15 protein-coding genes and 1 pseudogene are annotated in these 19,026 nt (G+C 70.9%); 8 read left to right on the forward strand and 8 right to left on the reverse strand.

Annotation, left to right across the window (positions count from 1 at the left end; genetic code table 11):
* The first annotated feature begins 547 nt into the window (after positions 1–547).
* The gene (locus H293_RS0115525; protein WP_028807880.1) at positions 548–1,237 is read left to right on the forward strand and encodes an NUDIX hydrolase; all 690 of its coding nucleotides are present in this window, start codon (positions 548–550) and stop codon (positions 1,235–1,237) included.
* A gap of 90 nt (positions 1,238–1,327) precedes the next feature.
* Positions 1,328–2,527 carry a MarP family serine protease gene (locus H293_RS0115530; RefSeq protein ID WP_020118781.1) on the forward strand — a complete coding sequence of 400 codons (1,200 nt, stop codon included), beginning with the start codon at positions 1,328–1,330 and terminating at the stop codon, positions 2,525–2,527.
* Between the two features lie 22 nt (positions 2,528–2,549).
* Here H293_RS0115530 and H293_RS60130 read toward each other — a convergent pair whose 3' ends face one another.
* From H293_RS60130 to acs, 5 genes are all read right to left on the reverse strand, one after another.
* Positions 2,550–2,735: a hypothetical protein gene (locus H293_RS60130; protein ID WP_007383671.1), complete on the reverse strand. Its 186-nt coding sequence runs from the start codon at positions 2,733–2,735 to the stop codon at positions 2,550–2,552.
* Positions 2,736–2,862: 127 nt separating this feature from the next.
* Positions 2,863–3,804, reverse strand: a complete 942-nt coding sequence (locus tag H293_RS0115535) for an alpha/beta fold hydrolase (protein ID WP_020118782.1) — start codon at positions 3,802–3,804, stop codon at positions 2,863–2,865.
* Entirely contained in the window at positions 3,801–4,307 is a 507-nt protein-coding gene (locus H293_RS0115540) for a phage holin family protein (RefSeq protein ID WP_020118783.1), read from the reverse strand. Before H293_RS0115540 ends, H293_RS0115535 begins: the two co-directional genes overlap by 4 nt.
* Before the next feature lie 76 nt (positions 4,308–4,383).
* Positions 4,384–5,802: a Na+/H+ antiporter NhaA gene (nhaA, locus tag H293_RS0115545; RefSeq protein WP_020118784.1), complete on the reverse strand. Its 1,419-nt coding sequence runs from the start codon at positions 5,800–5,802 to the stop codon at positions 4,384–4,386.
* A gap of 151 nt (positions 5,803–5,953) precedes the next feature.
* Positions 5,954–7,912, reverse strand: coding sequence for an acetate--CoA ligase (gene acs, locus H293_RS0115550; protein WP_028807881.1), 1,959 nt, complete (start codon positions 7,910–7,912; stop codon positions 5,954–5,956).
* A gap of 230 nt (positions 7,913–8,142) precedes the next feature.
* Here acs and H293_RS49520 point away from each other — a divergent pair, with 230 nt between their 5' ends.
* Positions 8,143–8,748 carry an RNA polymerase sigma factor gene (locus H293_RS49520; RefSeq protein ID WP_033415412.1) on the forward strand — a complete coding sequence of 202 codons (606 nt, stop codon included), beginning with the start codon at positions 8,143–8,145 and terminating at the stop codon, positions 8,746–8,748.
* A complete protein-coding gene (locus tag H293_RS0115560; RefSeq protein ID WP_020118787.1) occupies positions 8,745–9,317 on the forward strand; it encodes a hypothetical protein in 573 nt (190 codons plus the stop codon). The genes H293_RS49520 and H293_RS0115560 overlap by 4 nt, the downstream gene beginning before the upstream one ends.
* A gap of 52 nt (positions 9,318–9,369) precedes the next feature.
* Here H293_RS0115560 and H293_RS0115565 read toward each other — a convergent pair whose 3' ends face one another.
* On the reverse strand, positions 9,370–11,781 hold the full coding sequence (locus H293_RS0115565) for a SulP family inorganic anion transporter (protein ID WP_020118788.1): 2,412 nt from the start codon (positions 11,779–11,781) through the stop codon (positions 9,370–9,372).
* Positions 11,782–12,078: 297 nt separating this feature from the next.
* Between H293_RS0115565 and H293_RS0115570 the strand changes: the two genes are divergently transcribed.
* On the forward strand, positions 12,079–13,356 hold the full coding sequence (locus H293_RS0115570) for a polysaccharide deacetylase family protein (RefSeq protein WP_020118789.1): 1,278 nt from the start codon (positions 12,079–12,081) through the stop codon (positions 13,354–13,356).
* A 19-nt stretch (positions 13,357–13,375) separates the two neighbouring features.
* Here the strand turns inward: H293_RS0115570 and H293_RS0115575 are convergent, their stop codons facing one another.
* Positions 13,376–14,356, reverse strand: coding sequence for an ATP-binding protein (locus H293_RS0115575; RefSeq protein WP_020118790.1), 981 nt, complete (start codon positions 14,354–14,356; stop codon positions 13,376–13,378).
* 101 nt (positions 14,357–14,457) lie between these two features.
* Between H293_RS0115575 and H293_RS0115580 the strand changes: the two genes are divergently transcribed.
* The gene (locus H293_RS0115580) at positions 14,458–15,282 is read left to right on the forward strand and encodes a Fic family protein (protein WP_020118791.1); all 825 of its coding nucleotides are present in this window, start codon (positions 14,458–14,460) and stop codon (positions 15,280–15,282) included.
* A gap of 336 nt (positions 15,283–15,618) precedes the next feature.
* Here the strand turns inward: H293_RS0115580 and H293_RS0115585 are convergent, their stop codons facing one another.
* On the reverse strand, positions 15,619–16,452 hold the full coding sequence (locus H293_RS0115585) for an HAD family hydrolase (protein WP_020118792.1): 834 nt from the start codon (positions 16,450–16,452) through the stop codon (positions 15,619–15,621).
* Between the two features lie 608 nt (positions 16,453–17,060).
* Between H293_RS0115585 and ssd the strand changes: the two genes are divergently transcribed.
* The gene (gene ssd, locus H293_RS0115590) at positions 17,061–18,179 is read left to right on the forward strand and encodes a septum site-determining protein Ssd (protein ID WP_020118793.1); all 1,119 of its coding nucleotides are present in this window, start codon (positions 17,061–17,063) and stop codon (positions 18,177–18,179) included.
* Between the two features lie 2 nt (positions 18,180–18,181).
* Positions 18,182–18,961, forward strand: a pseudogene (locus tag H293_RS49525) (ATPase, T2SS/T4P/T4SS family); the annotation flags it as partial.
* Positions 18,962–19,026: the final 65 nt, after the last annotated feature.

Raw genomic sequence — 19,026 nt, forward strand, 5'->3', positions numbered from 1 at the left:
GAGCGGGGGCGCCGGTAAGGGGCGGTCGGGCGGGCCTGCGGGACCCGTGGGACGGTCGGGCGGCGTCGCGCTGCGGGTCGAGTGGGCGTTGCTGTAGGGCTGGAGTACTGGATCGGGCGCGGGAGCCGGGCCGGGCGGTAGTGCCGCGGCGGGCAGGAGCGCTGAGTTGGGCCGGTATCTCCGGTCGGGCGGTAGCCCCGGGCCGGCCGTCAGGAGAGCAGCGTCGAGCCGGAGCATCCGGTCGGGCGGCTGAGGCCGACCGGGCGGAAGAAGCTGGCGGGACCGGAGAACCGGCCCGGACCGGAGAACCGGCCCGGACCGGAGAACCGGCCCGGACCGGAGAACCGGCCCGGACCGGAGAGCTGCGCCGGGCCCAGGCCCTGCGCCGGACCACGGCGCTGAGCCGGCCCGACGCTCCAACCCCGGTCGGGGTGCCGGCCCGGGCCCAGTCGGGTGAGCGGCCGTGGCTGTCGGACCGGTGCCGTGCCCGGGCGGAACGATCTAGGGGCCGTCAGGCGTTGGGCTGTGCAGAACGACGGGGGTGGCGATGACTCGGGCGAGCCATACGGAGGGCGTGACGCTGAGCAAGGACGGGCTGCCGGCCTGGCTGGATCCGGTGGTGCACGCCGTGGAGACGGTCGAGCCGCTCCAGCTGAGCCGCTTCCTGCCGCCCGCGGACGGCGCGGGGCGGCAGTCCGCGGTGCTGATCCTGTTCGGGGAGGGCGAGCGCGGGCCCGAGCTGCTGCTCATGGAGCGGGCGAGTTCGCTCAGGTCGCACGCCGGGCAGCCGTCGTTCCCCGGCGGCGCGCTCGACCCGGAGGACGGCGACCCGAAGGGCGACGGGCCGCTCAGGGCCGCCCTGCGCGAGGCCGAGGAGGAGACGGGCCTCGACCCCTCGGGTGTCCAGCTCTTCGGCGTGCTGCCCAAGCTGTACATCCCGGTCAGCGGCTTCGTGGTGACCCCGGTGCTGGGCTGGTGGCGCCGGCCGACCCCGGTCGGGGTCGTCGATCCGAACGAGACCGCCCGCGTCTTCACGGTTCCCGTGGCGGATCTCACGGACCCCGACAACCGTGCGACGACCGTCCACCCCAGCGGACACCGAGGTCCGGCATTTCTGGTCGAATCGGCCCTGGTGTGGGGCTTCACCGCCGGAATCATCGACCGGATCCTGCACTACGCGGGCTGGGAGCGCCCCTGGGACCGCGAGAAGCAGGTCCCGCTCGACTGGCGCGCATGACAGGGTGGCGTCCGTGCTGTGTCTTCCCGGGGCAGCCCCCGGCCGGCCGACCTGTGGGGAACGCGAAGTGATGAGGCGAGGCTCGAACCGGTGAACGTGCTGGACATCCTGTTGCTGGTCGCCGCCGTCTGGTTCGCGATCGTCGGCTACCGCCAGGGCTTCGTCGTAGGCATCCTGTCGGTGATCGGGTTCCTGGGCGGCGGTCTCGTCGCCGTCTACACCCTTCCCGTCATCTGGGACGCGGTGACCGACCACGCGGAGGTCGGCACGGTCGCCGCCGTCGTCGGCGTCGTCATCGTGATCGTCTGCGCCTCCGTCGGCCAGGCCCTGACCACCCATCTCGGCAACAAGCTGCGCCGGTACATCACCTGGTCGCCCGCGCGTGCCGTCGACGCCACCGGCGGCGCCCTGGTGAACGTCGTGGCGATGCTCCTGGTGGCCTGGCTGATCGGTGCCATGCTCGCGCAGACCACGATGTCCACGGTCGGCAAGGAGGTGCGCGGTTCCAAGGTGCTCCTCGGTGTCCAGGAAGTGCTGCCCTCCGACGCGGACACCTGGTTCAAGGACTTCACCTCGGTCCTCGCGGACAACGGCTTCCCCCAGGTCTTCAGCCCGTTCTCCAACGAGCCCATCAAAGAGGTCCAGCCGCCCGACCCCAAGCTCGCGCACAGCGCCGTCGCCACCCGCGCCCAGCGCTCCATCGTCAAGGTCATGGGCACCGCGCAGAGCTGCGGCAAGGTCCTGGAGGGCACCGGCTTCGTCTTCGGGGACCGCCGTGTCATGACCAACGCCCATGTCGTCGGCGGCGTCGACGAGCCCACGGTCCAGATAGGCGGCGAGGGCAGGAAGCACGACGCCACGGTGGTCCTCTACGACTGGCAGCGCGACATCGCCGTCCTGGACGTGCCCGATCTGGACGCGCCCGCGCTGAAGTTCACGTCCGAGGACGCCGCCAGCGGGGACAGCGCGATCGTCGCGGGCTTCCCGGAGAACGGCTCGTACGACGTCCGCTCCGCGCGCGTGCGCGGGCGCATCGACGCCCACGGACCGGACATCTACCACCGCGGCACCGTCGACCGCGACGTCTACTCCCTCTTCGCGACCGTCCGCCAGGGCAACTCCGGCGGTCCGCTGCTGACCCCGCAGGGCAGGGTCTACGGCGTGGTCTTCGCGAAGTCGCTCGACGACCCCGACACCGGGTACGCGCTCACCGCGGACGAGATCCAGGAGGACATCGTCAAGGGGCGCACCGCGAACCAGCAGGTGGACAGCGACAGCTGCGCGCTGTGAGAGGCGTCGGGCGACGGGTGCGTCAGCCCCGGGGGTGACGCAGGCGTACCGAGACCCAGCGGGCTCGGCGGCGCAGGATGCGCGGGATGCCCACCCTCAGATCCGTGCCGCCCGGCAGTTGCGGGGCACCGCCCTGATGGTGGGAGCTCAGGGCAGCGCCCGAGCGTCGATTGCGTGCCACGTCACCGTAGTCGTGCGTCCAGCCCATACCCGGACGTGTGCCCCTGCCCCAAGGTCGATAACCGCCCCCACGCCCCCCAATTGGCCTATGCGCCGGGCAAGTGGCCGTTCGTAGGACAGGTGTTCAGATCCGGATACCGGGCGCGACACTTCGGTCACCGATCGGGTTCGGGATCCTTCAGCCAATTGATCAGTTCTGTCGAGAAGGCGACCGGATCCTCCTCGTGCGGGAAGTGCCCCAGGCCGTCGAACAGCCGCCAGCGGTACGGCGCTTCGACGTACTCCCCGGATCCGGCCGCACTGCGCGTCCGCATCACCGGGTCGAGGGAGCCGTGCAGATGAAGGGTCGGCACACGCACGGGCCGCTTCATGCGCCGGTTGAACTGGATCCCGTCGGGACGGGCCATCGACCGCACCATCCAGCGGTACGGCTCGACCGAGCAGTGCGCCGTCGAGGGGATGCACATCGCCGCGCGGTACGTCTCCACCGCCTCGTCGTCCGGCAGCCGCGGGCCGGACCAGTCCCGGATCAGCTCGGCGACCAGCGCGCCGTCGTCCGCGGTCAGCTGCCGCTCGGGCAGCCACGGCCGCTGGAATCCCCAGATGTAGGAGCCGGCCCGCGTCTGCTTGACGTCCGAGAGCATCGCCGAGCGCCAGCGCCGGGGATGCGGCATCGAGGCGACCGCGAGCCGTCGTACGAGCTTGGGACGCATCGCGGCCGCCGTCCACGCCAGATAGCCGCCCAGGTCATGGCCGACCAGCGCGGCGTCCGGCTCGCCGAGGGAGCGGATCACGCCGGTGACGTCGAGGGCGAGGTTGGCCGGGTCGTAGCCGCGCGGGGTGCGGTCGCTGCCGCCGACGCCGCGAAGGTCCATGGCCACGGCCCGGAAGCCGGCATCCGCGAGCGCCTCCAGCTGGTGGCGCCAGGTCCACCAGAACTGGGGGAAGCCGTGCAGGAACATCACGAGCGGTCCGTCGCCCAGTTCGGCGATGTGGAAGCGCGCGCCGTTGGCCGCCACGTCCCGGTGCGTCCAGGGACCGTCGGGCCGTACGAGAGAGGCGGGCTGCTGCGCCGAAGGGGCGGCGGGATCGGTCATGACGACGAGCGTGCCACAGCCTCGATGGCCTTCGACTCCCGGACCCGCTCCTCCAGGGCCTTGTTGTCGTTGCCGGGACGCGGGTGCGGCTTGGCGTTCTGCAGCACGCCGGCCGTCTCCTTCATCGAGGCGGCGACCTTCTGCGGGCCCTTGCTCTTCTGCGCCTTCTTCGCGAAGACGACACCGATCAGCGCGAGGACGAGCGCGACCAGGACGTTGGCGGCGAAGGACAGCAGGAAGCAGACCGCGAGGTTCCAGTCGCTCCAGGTCCGGATGCCGTACGCCAGCGCGAAGTTGAGCATCGGCAGGGAGAACAGCAGGACCCCGCCGGCCACGCTGAACGCGCCGCCGCTCATCGCGCCCTTCTTGACGTCCTGCTTGAGCTGCGCCTTCGCCAGCGCGATCTCGTCGTGCACCAGGGCCGACATCTCGGTCGTCGCCGAGGCGAACAGCTGGCCGATGCTGCGTTCGGCGCCGACCGGGCTGCCGTCGGGTGCGCTCATCGCGGTCTCCCTCTTCACTGACTCTGTATGGGTCGTGACTGTGTATGGGCCGTGTCTTTTGTACCGTCCCGTCAGATCATGCCCGACGGTTGTCCTCCTCGCCTGCCCCGCCCGTCACTTCGGCAAGCCGCTCGGCCGTCTTGAGCTCGGCGATCCGGCGGTGCTCGGCCGCCTTGCGCTCGTAAATGGCCGCCATCCGCAGGTGGTACGCCGGGTCGTCCTCCTCGTACATGTCCGGGATGCCGTCCTGGTCGTCGTCGCGCTCCTCGGCCTCGTACAGCCTGCGGTACTTGGCGTTGCGCAGCTTCAGCAGCACCGTCGCGAGGGTGGCCGCGGTGAGCGAGCCGAGGAGTACGGCTGCCTTGACCTCGTCGGTCAGCGTCGCGTCGCCGTCGAAGGCGAGCTCCCCGATGAGCAGCGACACGGTGAAGCCGATGCCGGCCAGGGTCGCCACGGCGAACACGTCGGCCCACTGGAGGTCGTCGCTGAGCGAGGCCCGGGTGAAGCGGGCCGTCAGCCAGGTCCCGCCGAAGATGCCGAGCACCTTGCCGAGGACCAGCCCGAGGACCACGCCGAGCGTCTCCGGCTGGGTGAACACATCGCCGAGCGCGCCGCCGGAGACGGAGACGCCCGCGCTGAAGAGGGCGAAGAGCGGGACCGCCAGGCCGGCCGAGAGCGGCCGTACAAGGTGCTCGATGTGCTCGCCCGGGGAGAGCTTCTCGTCCTCCTGCCTGGTGCAGCGCAGCATGAGACCCATCGCGACGCCCGCGATCGTGGCGTGGATGCCGCTGTTGTACATCAGCGCCCAGATCACCAGCGCGAGCGGGATGTACACGTACCACCCGCGCACGCCCTTGCGCAGGAGCGCCCAGAAGACCGCGAGGCCCACGGCGGCGCCGCCGAGTGCCACGAAATCGATGTCGGCGGTGAAGAAGACCGCGATGATCAGGATCGCGAAGAGGTCGTCGACGACGGCGAGGGTGAGCAGGAAGGCGCGCAGCGCGCTCGGCAGCCAGGTGCCGATGACGGCGAGTACGGCGAGCGCGAAGGCGATGTCGGTGGCGGTGGGCACGGCCCAGCCGGACAGGGAGCCGCCGCCGGTGAGGTTGGTGAGCGTGTAGACGAGTGCCGGTACGGCCATGCCGCACAGGGCCGCGGCCACGGGCAGCGCGGCCGCCCTGGGGTCCTTCAGGTCACCGGCGACGAGCTCGCGCTTGAGCTCGATGCCGGCCACGAAGAAGAAGATCGCGAGGAGTCCGTCGGCGGCCCAGTGTTCGATCGACAGGTCGAGCCCGAGGGCTGCGGGGCCCAGGTGGTAATGGCTGACGCTCTCGTAACTGTCGTGCAGGGCGGGAACGTTCGCCCAGACCAGCGCGGCGACCGCGGCGAAGAGCAGCAGGACACCGCCGACCGTCTCGGTGCGCAGCGCGTCCGCGACGAAGGTCCGCTCGGTAAGGGAGAGACGTCCGAGGACCTTGCGAGTGGACGCGGGCATCAGGGGGACCTCCGGTCGGTGGGCAGGACGGGGCTACTCGCCGACCAGACTTCCCGGCACACCTTGAGGGTCACGCTGTTTTGTTTAGTTTACCTAAAAGGGGCGCCGGGCGCGCTCTCGCGCCCGGCGCCCCCCTTGTTCAAGAAGCCGCTCAGTCCTCGCTGGGCGCGGCCGGCAGCTTGGCCTGGATGAGGTCCATGACCGTGGAGTCCGTCAGCGTGGTGACGTCACCGAGCTGGCGGTTCTCGGCCACGTCCCGCAGCAGACGGCGCATGATCTTGCCGGAACGGGTCTTGGGCAGCTCGGCCACCGGCAGGACCCGCTGCGGCTTGGCGATCGGACCGAGGGTGGCGCCGACGTGGTTGCGCAGGCCGGCGACGAGGCCCTCGTCCTCGGCGTTCGCCGTGCCGCGCAGGATCACGAAGGCGACGATGGCCTGCCCGGTCGTCTCGTCCGCGGCACCGACGACGGCGGCCTCGGCGACCGAGGGGTGGGAGACGAGCGCGGACTCCACCTCGGTGGTGGAGATGTTGTGGCCGGAGACCAGCATGACGTCGTCGACGCGGCCCAGCAGCCAGATGTCGCCGTCGTCGTCCTTCTTGGCGCCGTCACCGGCGAAGTACCGGCCCTCGAAGCGCGACCAGTACGTGTCGAGGAAGCGCTGGTCGTCGCCCCAGATGGTGCGCAGCATCGACGGCCACGGCTCGGTGAGGACGAGGTAGCCGCCTCCGCCGTTCGGGACCTCGTTCGCCTCGTCGTCGACGACGGTGGCCGAGATACCGGGCAGCGGTGTCTGCGCGGAACCGGGCTTGGTCGCGGTCACCCCCGGCAGCGGGGAGATCATCATCGCGCCGGTCTCGGTCTGCCACCAGGTGTCCACGATCGGGGTCCGGTCGGCGCCGATGTGCTTGCGGTACCAGATCCACGCCTCGGGGTTGATCGGCTCACCGACCGAGCCGAGCACGCGCAGGCTGGACAGGTCGAACTTCGCGGGGATGTCGTCGCCCCACTTCATGAACGTACGGATCGCGGTCGGCGCCGTGTACAGGATCGTCACCCCGTACTTCTGGACGATCTCCCAGAAACGGCCCTGGTGCGGGGTGTCCGGCGTGCCCTCGTACATGACCTGGGTGGCGCCGTTGGCGAGCGGGCCGTAGACGATGTACGAGTGCCCGGTCACCCAGCCGACGTCGGCCGTGCACCAGTAGACGTCGGTCTCCGGCTTGAGGTCGAAGACGGCGTGGTGGGTGTACGCGGTCTGGGTGAGGTAGCCGCCGGAGGTGTGCAGGATGCCCTTGGGCTTACCCGTCGTGCCGGACGTGTAGAGGATGAACAGCGGCTGCTCGGCGTTGAACGCCTCCGGGGCGTGCTCGGCGGACTGCCGCTCGACGATCTCGTGCCACCACACGTCCTTGCTGTCGTCCCAGGCGACCTCCTGGCCGGTACGGCGGACGACCAGCACGTGCTCGACATTGCCGGCCTTGCCGACCGCCTCGTCGACGGCCGGCTTGAGCGCGGACGGCTTGCCGCGCCGGTAGCCGCCGTCGGAGGTGATGACGACCTTGGCGTCGGCGTCCTGGATGCGGGTGGCGAGGGCGTCCGCGGAGAAGCCGCCGAAGACCACGGAGTGGGCCGCGCCGATGCGCGCGCAGGCGAGCATCGCTACGGCCGTCTCGGGGATCATCGGCATGTAGACGGCGACCCGGTCGCCCTTGCGGACCCCCAGTTCCAGCAGGGCGTTCGCGGCCTTGGAGACCTCGTCCTTGAGCTCGGCGTAGGTGATCGCGCGGCTGTCGCCCGGCTCGCCCTCGAAGTGGATGGCGACCCGGTCGCCGTGCCCCGCCTCCACATGCCGGTCGACGCAGTTGTACGCCACATTGAGCTCGCCGTCCTGGAACCACTTGGCGAACGGCGGGTTCGACCAGTCCAGTGTCTCGGTCGGCTCCTTGGCCCAGCTCAGCCGGCGGGCCTGCGCGGCCCAGAACCCCAGCCGGTCAGCCTTGGCCTGCTCATACGCCTCCGCCGTGACGTTGGCGTTGGCGGCCAGGTCGGCGGGGGGTGCGAACCTGCGCTCTTCCTTGAGCAGGTTGGCCAGGCTTTCGTTGCTCACGGCATCTGCCTTTCCCAGGGTGTCCGTTGTGTCCCGGGCCACAGCTCATCAGACCGGGGGTGCGATGACAAGGGTCGACCGGAAATTGGTTTAGACCTGTGGACCCGTCGAGTCCGGCGGCCGTGGTCATCCGTACCCACGTACACCGACCAGGCGGAGTTCAGCGCCTGTAACGCCTTTCACACTCCCGCCCAAGTACGGGTGAAGCGCCATCGACGAAGGGAGCTTGCGTGGACGGCATACGGGGCGGGCCGCGGGCTGCGGCTCGCGACCCACGGCTCTTCGAGGAGTTCTACCGGTGCCATGTGGACGCGATGACGTCCTTCGTGGCCCGGCGTGTCGCGGACCCGCACACCGTGGCCGATCTGACCGCGGAGATCTTCCTGGCGGTCCTGGACTCGGCCCACACCTACCGCCCGTCCCGGGGCAATGAACGGGCCTGGCTGTACGGCATCGCCCGCAACGTCGTCGCGGGGGAGCGCCGTCGGGTCGCCCGCGAGACCGACCGCGACCGGCGCATCTCGGGCCGGCGGCTGCTGGAGCCCGACGACATCGCCCGCCTGGAGGACAAGCTCGACGCGCAGAGCCCGGGCCGCCGCGCCCTGGCCGCCATGGAACGGCTCCCCGCGGGGGAGAGAGCCGTCCTGGAACTGGTCGCCGTCGACGAACTGACGGTCGCCGAGGCGGCGACGGCGTTGGGGATCAGCCGGGTGGCGGCGCGTGTACGGCTGCACAGAGCGCGCAAGTCCCTGCGGGAGCAGGCGGAATCACAGGGTGGGGAGCCGTACGGCGGCTTCCTGTCGTACGTCACGGAAGGAACCGGGGGAGCGACATGACGACGAGGACGACGTTCGAGGACCGGCTGCTGGTGGAGTTGCAGGGCGAGATCGAGCGGCGGGAGTCCGGGCCGGTGCCCGCCGCGCGGCGCGCTCTGCTCACCGGCCGCCGACTCGCCCTGGCCGCGGGGCTCTGCGCGGCGGCCGGGCTCGCGGTGGTGCTGTCGCCGGGGACGCCGGCCCAGTCTCCGGCGTACGCCGTGGAGCGCCACGACGACGGCACCGTCACCCTCACGGTCAAGGATCAGGACATCGGCGTGGAGGAGCAGCGCGAACTCGCGCGGAAGCTGAGCCGGAACGGCATCGAGATGGACGTGCAGATCCTTCGGCCCGGCTATGTCTGCAAGGGTGATCCAGTGCTCTGGGGAGTGAACGAGCGGGGCGAGCGCGTGCCGCTGTTCGCCCTCCAGTGGAGCCGGAAGATCACCCTGCACCGCGGCAATGTGCTGGTCTTCTTGAACCTCAACGACAGGACAGAGCCGTACCGGGTCTACGTCTACCCGACCGAGGCGGACGTCGAGCCCTGTGTCCCCGTGAAGCCGACGCCGAACCGGTCTCAACGTGCCTAGTGCCCCTCCGGCGGTGTGCGGCCTCTCCAGAAGGGGCCGCACACCGCCGGACTCACGCCGGCAGGTCCGCCGCCGCCTCCACATGGCCGAACAGCCCGTCCCCGTCCGTCTCGGTGAGCAGGTACGCCTGGGCCTCGCCCACGTGGAAGTACATCCCGTGCAGCTCCAGCTCCCCCTCCCGCAGAGCGCGGGCGACCGAGTCATGGGCGCTCAGATGCTCCAACTGCTGGACCACGTTGGTCAGACAGAGCTGCTCGACCGCGTCGGCGGGCGCCCGCCCGGCAAGCCTGGCCGAGGGCCCGCTGCCGTCGGCCATCCGCTCCAGGCTGGGCAGTCCGTGCCGCAGCCACCGCTTCAGCGGGGTCCGGGTGCCGCCCGGCTCGGAGTCGAGCAGCGCCTGCATGGCCCCGCAGCCGGAGTGTCCGCACACCGTGATGGAGCGCACCTTCAGCACGTCCACCGCGTACTCGATCGCGGCCGCCACCGAGTCGTCCCCGCTCTCCTCACCGGGCAGGGGGACGAGGTTGCCCACGTTGCGCACCACGAACAGGTCGCCCGGACCACTGGAGGTGATCATCGAGGTGACCAGCCGTGAGTCGGCGCAGGTGAGGAAGAGCTGGTCCGGCTGCTGGCCCTCGCGCGCCAACCGGGCCAGCTCACCGCGCACGATCGGCGCGGTGTTGCGCTGGAACGCGCTGATGCCACGCGCCAGTTCCTGTCCGCTCGACTCGCGGGGCGCGCCCGGAGGCTGGGTGGCACAGGGCTCGCCGGACGCACCGGGCTGTCCGGCGGTCTGCGCGGTGTACGGGCGCTCGCACTGGTGGTTGCGCCAGGCCGTCCAGGGGCGGCAGCGGCAGTGGGCGGATTCGGACGGCTCGGCGATGCGCGTCCCCGGTCTGCGCCCGGTCAGCTCGACGGAACCGCCCTGCGCGGTGTGCGTCTTCTGCCAGTCCTGCAGCGCTTCGAAGGCCGCGTGGTCCATGAACGACCCGTCCAGCTCCACGACGGCGTCCGCCCCCTGGGGGACGAGATGCAGGGCCCGGCTCAGCCGGGGGACCGCGAGGAACGTCAACTGCCCGCGTACGTGGACGTGATGGACTCCTTCCCTCTCGCAGTGGGTGATCCGGGTGCGGGTGAGGCGGTGCAGGGAGACGGCGACGGCGACGGCGATCCCCAGCGTCACGCCCTCCAGGACGCCGAACACGACCACGCCGAGGGTGGTGACGGCGTAGACCAGGACCTCTCGGTGGCGGGTCACCGTGCGGATGTGGTGCAGGGACACCATCTGGATGCCGACGGCCATCACCAGGGCGGCGAGCGAGGCGAGCGGGATGAACTCGAGGACCGGGACCATCAGCAGCGCGGCGATCACTACGAGAACGCCGTGCAGCATCGTGGAGTTCCGGCTGACGGCACCCGCCTGGACGTTGGCCGAACTGCGCACCGCCACACCGGCGACGGGCAGTCCGCCCAGGGCGCCGGAGACGATGTTGGCGGCTCCCTGTCCGAGCAGCTCGCGGTCGAGGTCGGAGCGGCCGACCCGGGTACGGCGACCGGGATCCGGGCTCGCGGCGATCAGGTCGGGGCGCCCCGACGCCAGTTTGTCGACGGCCACCGCACCCAGCAGCGACTGCACGCTGCACACCAGCGTGGTGGTGAGCACGGCGGCGGTGAGGCCCAGCAGGGGTCCCTCGGGCAGTCCGGCCAGGGCATGGCTGCTCCAGGACGGCAGGTCGACCTTCGGCACGGCCAGCCCGGTGAGGGAGGCGGCGGTGGTGGCTCCGGCGACGGCCACGAGCGCGGCCGGGATCCGGCGCAGGAGATGGCCCGCCCGGCCCGGAATGCGCGGCCAGATGAAGAGCAGCGCCAGGGTCAGCGCGCTCACCGAGACCGCGGCGGGCTGCACGTGCGCCAACTGGGCGGGCAGGGCGCGGAGGTTGTCGAGGACGGCGCTGTGCGGAGTGCCGCCGAGGACGATGTGCAACTGGGCGACGGCGATGGTGACACCGATGCCGGCGAGCATGCCGTGCACGATCGCGGGGCTGACGGCGAGCGCGGTGCGGGCCACTCGCAGGCAGCCGAAGCCGAGTTGGACCACTCCGGCGAGGACGGTGATGGCGCAGGTCGTCCGCCAGCCGTAGCGGTGGATCAGGTCGGCGGTGACCACGGTGAGTCCGGCGGCGGGACCGCTGACCTGGAGCGGGCAGCCGCCCAGCCGGCCGGCGACGATCCCTCCGACGGCGGCGGCCACGAGACCGGCCTGGAGGGGGGCGCCGGTGGCGAGGGCGATGCCCAGGGACAGGGGCAGGGCGATCAGGAAGACCGCGATCGAGGCCGACACGTCGGCGCCCGCGACACGGAAGCGGCGGGGCGGGGTCGGTGGGGGGCTGTGGGAAGGGTGGATGCGCCTCGTGTGGTGCGAGTCGCTCGGGTCGGTGGCTCGGGTGGGAACACAGGCTGACATTTTTCCCGTCTCCTCCGGGGCGGCGCGGTCGCGGGACAGGTGGTCCCCCGTCGATGGCGGGGGTCGGGTCGCGGCCGTGGGTCACGGCGTGCAGCGGCGGGATGAATCAACGCTCGGTAAATGGATCGTAATGCAGAGTAAAGCGCAGGCATAGACTTTCCGGGCAAATAGGTGAATAGCTCACCTGAATGGGTGAAGTGGCAATTTCATCGGCTTGTCGTACTAATTCCTTCTCGGGCTCATGCGAACTTGGCGGCGCTGTCGTTGCCCCGAGAGAAGGAAGAAGGTGGGCGGAACATGGCCGCCACCCACAGGATTGCCGCGGGAGCCGTGGTCGCCGCGGTCTGCGCCGCCTCGCTCGCCGGTTGCGCGACCGGCACCGACGACCTCGAGGGAGGCGCCGCCGGCCCGCTGAAGGCGAAGCCCGCCCAGGCACCCCCCAAGCGGGTGTTCCGCCTGATCGGCGACGGCTCCACCGCGTACACCGGAGCCCAGCCGCACCTGCCCAGAGCCCAGCGCCTCAAGCCCGGCGAGAAGCCCCCGCAGTTCGTGGTGTTCTCCTGGGACGGCGCCGGCGAGGACAGCCAGAAGCTGTTCTCCCACTTCCGTGAGGTCGCCAGGGCGAACCACGCGACGATGACGTACTTCCTGAGCGGCGTGTACATGCTGCCGGAGGACAAGCGTGCCGAGTACAAGCCGCCGCAGCACTCCCCGGGCCGCTCCGACATCGGCTTCAACGACCAGCAGGGCATCGCCGACACCGTCAAGCAGCTGCGCCTCGCATGGCTGGAGGGCAACGAGATCGGCACCCACTTCAACGGCCACTTCTGCGGCAGCGGCGGCGGGGTCGGCCAGTGGTCGGTCGAGGAGTGGAAGGACGAGATCGCCCAGGCGAAGAAGTTCGTCAAGTCCTGGAAGACCAACACCGGGATGACGAAGGCCTCCCCGCTGCCCTTCGACTACGACAAGGAGCTCGTCGGCGCCCGCACCCCCTGCCTGGAGGGCCAGGAGAACTTCATGAAGGCCGCCCGCGAGCTGGGCTTCCGCTACGACACCAGCGGGGTCAACGAGCAGCTCTGGCCGAAGAAGAAGCAGGGCCTGTGGGACCTGTCGATGCAACTCGTGCCCTTCCCCGGGCACTCCTACGAGCAGCTCACCATGGACTACAACTTCATGGTCAACCAGTCCGGCACCAGGACCCAGGGCGACCCGGGCAAGTACGAGTTCTGGGGCGACCAGATGCGCGACGGCCTCCTCAAGGGCTTCCAGCGGGCCTACGAAGGCAACCGCGCGCCTCTGATCATCGGCAACCACTTCGAGTCCTGGAACGGCGGCACCTATATGCGCGCCGTCAAGGAGACCGTCGAGCAGGTGTGCAACAAGCCCGGCGTGCGCTGCGTCTCCTTCCGGCAGCTCGCCGACTGGCTGGACGCCCAGGACCCGAACACCCTTGAGAAGCTGCGTGCCCTGGGGGTGGGCGAGGCACCGAAGCAGGGCTGGCCGGCCTTCCTGTCCGGCCGGCCCGCCCCGGCGCCGAAGGGCGTCCCGGGGGCTCCGGCGGCCAAGAAGCAGTAAGCGCTCCGCCCGGCCGTCCTCAGACGGCCGCCACCGCGCTGTCACCGAGCACGAACGAGGGGTCGATCTGCGCCGCCAGGTCGGCCCCGGTGCGCTCGTTGCCCCACGCCTGGGCGTTCTTCAGATGGAAGTGCACCATCTGCCGGGTGTAGCGCTGCGCGTCGCGCAGGTCGTACGTCGCGTCGGTGGCCGTCCGCAGCCGGTGCAGGGCGCGCCGGTTGACGTCCTCCAGGAGCGCGAACCGGGGCGGCCTGCCCTTCTCCAGGGCCCGCACCCAGTCGGAGTGCCCGACCGTCACCAGCAGGTCGTCCCCGACTTCGGCGCGGAGGAAGTCGAGGTCGTCCTGGCTCTGCACCTTGTTGCCGACGACCTTCAGGACGACACCGAAGTCGCGGGCGTACTCCTTGTACTGGCGATAGACGGAGACCCCCTTACGGGTCGGCTCGGCGACGAGGAACGTGATGTCGAAGCGGGTGAACATGCCGGAGGCGAAGGAGTCCGAGCCCGCCGTCATGTCCACCACGACGTACTCGCCCTGCCCGTCCACCAGGTGGTTCAGGCACAGCTCCACCGCTCCCGTCTTGGAGTGATAGCAGGCGACCCCCAGGTCGGCGTCCGTGAAGGGGCCGGTGACCATCAAACGGACGATGTCGCCGTCGAGTTCCACCGGCCGGGCACACGCGTCGTAGACCGGGTTGTCCTCGCGCACCCGCAGCAGCCGCGAGCCCTCGCCGGGCGGGGTGGTCTTGATCATCTCCGCGGCCGAGGCGATTCGCGGGTTGGTGCCGCGCAGGTACTCCTTGATCAGCGGCAGCCGCTCGCCGAGGGCGGGTAGCGCGGCCGCCTCCGCCTCGTCCAGGCCGAGCGCCGGCCCCAGGTGCTGGTTGATGTCGGCGTCGACGGCGATCACCGGTGCTCCGGTGGTCGCCAGATGGCGGATGAACAGGGAGGACACGGTGGTCTTGCCGCTGCCGCCCTTCCCGACGAAAGCAATTTTCATGTTCACGAAGAGTAGTCGGGTAGTAGCTGTATGTGGCAGACGGGCGTGAAGAAGACCACTCCATCGAGGGGCGGGCGGCGAGGTTGCGTAATGTCGTACTCATGAGTACGACAGGCGCGAACGCCGATCCGCTCGCGGCCCTGGGCTCGCTGCCCGGTGTGGCCGAGTCCGTGGAGTCCGTGCGCAAGTCCGTGGACCGGGTCTACGGACACCGTGTCATGCGGCGCCGCAGCAACGAGATCACTTCCGAGGCGGCCCTGCGCGGCGCCCGTGGCTCGGCAGCGCTGTCCGGCGCGGACTGGGCCCTCGAAGAGGTGCGTCGACGCTCCGACTTCGGCGTCGACGACGAGGCGCGGGTCGTGGGCGCGGCGCTCAGGCTGACGGCCGAGGCGGGCCAACTGCTGTCCATCTGGCGGCAGTCGCCCCTGCGGGTGCTGGCCCGGCTGCATCTGGTCGCCGCGGCGACCGACGAGGACGAGGTCGGGCGTCCCCGTCAGGCCGACGAGAGCGTCGACGAGCCGCTGATCGAGTTGCCGCTGCCGGCCGCGGCCGAGGTCTCGGGCCGGCTGGAGGGCCTGTCCGAGCTGATCATCGCGGGCAGTTCGGCCCCCGCCCTGGTCACGGCCGCCGTCGTACAGGGCGAGCTGCTCGCCCTCAGGCCCTTCGTCTCCCACAACGGCCTGGTCGCGCGCGCGGCGGCGCGAATCGTCCTGGTCGGCAGCGGTCTCGACCCGAAGTCGGTCTGCCCGGCGGAGGTCGGTCACGCCGAACTGGGCCGCGCGGCCTACCTGGCGGCGCTCGACGGGTACGTCTCCGGCACCCCCGAGGGCATGGCCGCCTGGATCGCCCACTGCGGCAGCGCGATCGAGCTCGGCGCGCGCGAGTCGACGGCGGTGTGCGAGGCGCTTCAGCGAGGGGCGGCGTAAAACCCCTGGAACAGGGTTGCGGCGGTACGAGGGACTCGTACCGCCGCTGGCATGTTCACCGGGTTACCAAGCGTCCTCGATATATTGCCCATCAGGTCGGGAACTTTGCCCGTCACCTGGTGCGGCTGGCCCGTAATCGACGGGTCGACGTCGCGTGGGTGCCCGGTGTTCATGCTCGGTCCGTGGGGCCAAATGCGTTTCTAAGGTGATCCTCTCGGATGTCCTTGGTCTCGCGGGCCGTTAACCCCTTTGTACTCCTGGACCGCAGCAAGCGGAACCCCTGGCCGTCGTTCTTTACTTTTGTCCCCAAATGGGCGCCAAGTAGTCGTAATCGCCTCAGGCCAGGGTCGAGCGCCGCCGGTTCGCGTACCAGACGAGGCCTGCCGTCGCCGCTGCCGCTCCTATCGCGGCGACCGCGACGAGCGCCGGGCGGGGCGGTACGGCGAATCCGGGCAGCCGCTGCTTGAGCCGGACCGGCCGGTGGAAATCGAGAATCGGCCACCCGCGCGCGAGCGCTTCCTTGCGCAGTGCCCGGTCCGGGTTGACCGCGTGCGGATGGCCTACGGCCCGCAGCATCGGCAGGTCGGTCGCCGAGTCGCTGTAGGCGTAGCAGCGCTCCAGGTCGTACCCCTCGGACTCCGCCAGCTCCTTGACCGCCTCCGCCTTCGTCGGGCCGTACGCGTAGTACTCCACCTCGCCGGTGAAGCAGCCGTTCTCGCCCACGACCATCCGGGTCGCCACCACCCGGTCGGCGCCCAGGAGTTCGCCGATCGGCTCGACCACCTCGGCGCCGGACGTGGAGACGATGACGACGTCCCGGCCGGCGGTGTGGTGCTCCTCGATGAGGGAGGCGGCCTCGTCGTAGATGATCGGGTCGATCAGGTCGTGGAGGGTCTCGGCCACGATCTCCTTGACCTGCTGGACGTTCCAGCCGCGCACGAGTGCGGAGAGGTACTCGCGGGTGCGCTCCATCTGGGCGTGGTCCATACCGCCGACGAGGAAGACGAACTGGGCATATGCGGTCCGCAAGGCGGCCCTGCGGTTGATCAGGCCGCCTTGGTAGAACGACTTGCTGAACGTGAGCGTGCTCGACTTCGCAATGACCGTCTTGTCCAGGTCAAAGAAGGCAGCTGTGCGGGGCAAGGAGTGGTTTTCCACGACCCCGAGCATAGGCGCAGCCCATTCGGCGTAAGGTGAGGCGCATGGGTTTGCCTGAGAGGGCTCTCGGGTACACCATGGAAGTCACGGATCGTTCGCGACCGTGCTAACCCGGTCCGGCTCCTCCCCCCCCGAGTCGGCCGTGGAGGCGACCCCCACTCTCCCCCCCGGTGGGGGTCGTCGCATGTCCGGGTGGGTTTTCTCTTTCTTGCGCGGTTCTGTGACCGTACCGAGGCGGCTTCGGCCGCCTTTTCCGCATGCTCACGATCCGTCACTGTGCGTAGTCCTCGCGCTGCTCCGTGGAAGTCGTACACAGCTGGCACGGGCTCACCGGTATGGGTGATGGCGATATTCACAACCGCCGAGTTGTCCACAGTTATCGACCAAGATCCACACGATTTCCGGGATCGCTGCACCGTGATTCCCACACGTCCCGCTCCGGCCGCCTTCATGGCCGGTTCTGGTTAGTCGGGCGTGTTTGGCCGGTTCGTATCGGCCGTTCATATGGAGGCCGGTTGCCGGTTCTTCACATGTTTGGGAATCGCGGGGCCGAAGGGGCCGCGTGAGAGAGGCGCCGCGCGGGCCTTTGAGGAGGCTCCCGCATGGCGCGGCGAAGGGGGATGGAGACCGTGACCGCAGCCGTCACACACGAGGGACAGCCCACCGCCGGAGGGCGGCCGGGCCGGCCGTTGATCGTCACGGAGGACGAGGACCTCCTGGACGACCTGCTGCGGCTGTGCGCGGCGGCCGGGGCGACGGCCGAGGTCCATCACGGGGTGCCGCAGCCCAGAGGCAGCTGGGAGGCCGCCCCGCTCATCCTGGTCGGCGACGACGCCGCACGGCGGGTGCGCGGAGCCACCCGCAGGCGCGGAGTGGTGCTCGTGGGCCGGGACCAGGACGACTCCGGGGTGTGGAAGCGGGCCGTCGAGATCGGCGCCGACCACGTCCTGATGCTGCCTGACGGCGAGCAGTGGCTGGTCGACCGGATCGCCGACGTCACCGAGGGCGTCGGCCGCCCGGCCCTCACCGTCGGCGTCATCGGCGGCCGCGGCGGGGCCGGAGCCTCCACGCTCGCGTGTGCCCTCGCCGTCACCTCCGCGCGTGAGGGCCTGCGCACGCTCCTTGTGGACGCCGATCCGCTGGGCGGCGGACTCGACGTACTCCTCGGCGGCGAGAGCACCGAGGGGCTGCGCTGGCCCGCGTTCGCCGCCTCGCGCGGGCGGGTCGGCGGCGGCGCCCTGGAGGAGTCGCTGCCGCGACTGCACTCGCTGCGGGTCCTGAGCTGGGATCGCGGCGACCGCATCGCCGTCCCTCCGCAGGCCGTACGGGCTGTGCTCGCCGCGGCCCGGCGCCGGGGTGGCACCGTCGTCGTCGACCTGCCCCGCCGCCTCGACGACGGCGTCGCCGAGGTCCTCGCCCAGTTGGACCTCGGGATCCTCCTGGTCCCGGCCGAACTGCGCGCCGTCGCCGCAGCCGGCCGCGTGGCCTCGGCGGTCGGCATGGTCCTGCGCGACCTGCGGGTAGCGGTCCGCGGCCCGTACGCACCCGGCCTCGACGACCGCGAGGTGGCCCGCCTGCTGGGCCTGCCCCTGGTGGGCGAGGTGCCGGTCGAGTCGGCACTCCTGCGGCCCCAGGGGAGCGGATCACCGCCGGGGGCGGCCGCCCGGGGACCGCTGGCGCGGTTCTGCAAGGAGTTCTGGGAGCGCGCGTTGACGGAGGCGGGGGCGGGGGCGGCATGAGCATGTTCTCAGGGTTCGAACGGGTAGGCGGCGCGGGCAGGGGTTCCGCCGAGGTGTCGCGGACGGGTGATCCGGCAGCGGGTCTCGTCGAGCGACGGCTGCCTGATGGGGCACCGGTCGCCCCTGCCGGACGGCTGCGGCCGACCCCGGCCGGTGTTCTCACGGCGACCTCGGCGGCCGGCGCCGACACCGCCCACGGGCTGCTGGCCGGCGTACGGCAGTGGCTGGCCGAGAGCGGGGCCGAGCCGACGCCCGCGCGGGTGGCACAGGCACTGCGGGAGCAGGGGCGGGTCCTCGGGGACGCCGAGGTGCTGGGCGCGGCCGAGCGGTTGCGGTCCGAACTGGTCGGCAGCGGGCCCCTGGAGCCGCTGCTCGCCGACCCGTCGGTGACGGACGTCCTGGTGTCGGCGCCGGACCGGGTCTGGGTGGACCGGGGCGGCGGACTCGAACTGACCGCCGTCTCCTTCCCCGACGCGGCCGCCGTACGACGACTCGCGCAGCGGCTCGCCGCGGTGGCGGGGCGGCGCCTCGACGACGCGCGACCTTGGGTGGACGCCCGGCTGCCGGACGGAACGCGGCTGCACGCGGTGCTTCCTCCGGTCGCCGTCGGCTGTGCCTGTCTGTCCCTGCGGGTCGTACGGCCGCGCGCGTTCACGCTCGACGAACTCGTCGCGGCCGGCACGGTGCCGCCCGGCGGGGACCAGGTGCTCAGGGCGCTGCTCGACGCGCGGCTGTCCTTCCTCATCAGCGGAGGGACGGGCACCGGGAACCCCAAGATGTTGTGATCACACCACTAGCTAACGGCTACAGACCGTTACGTCCCCGCAGGTCAGGACATGGAGCGGCC

The organism is Streptomyces canus 299MFChir4.1 (assembly GCF_000383615.1).
GTDB classification, from domain to species: Bacteria; Actinomycetota; Actinomycetes; order Streptomycetales; family Streptomycetaceae; genus Streptomyces; species Streptomyces canus_C.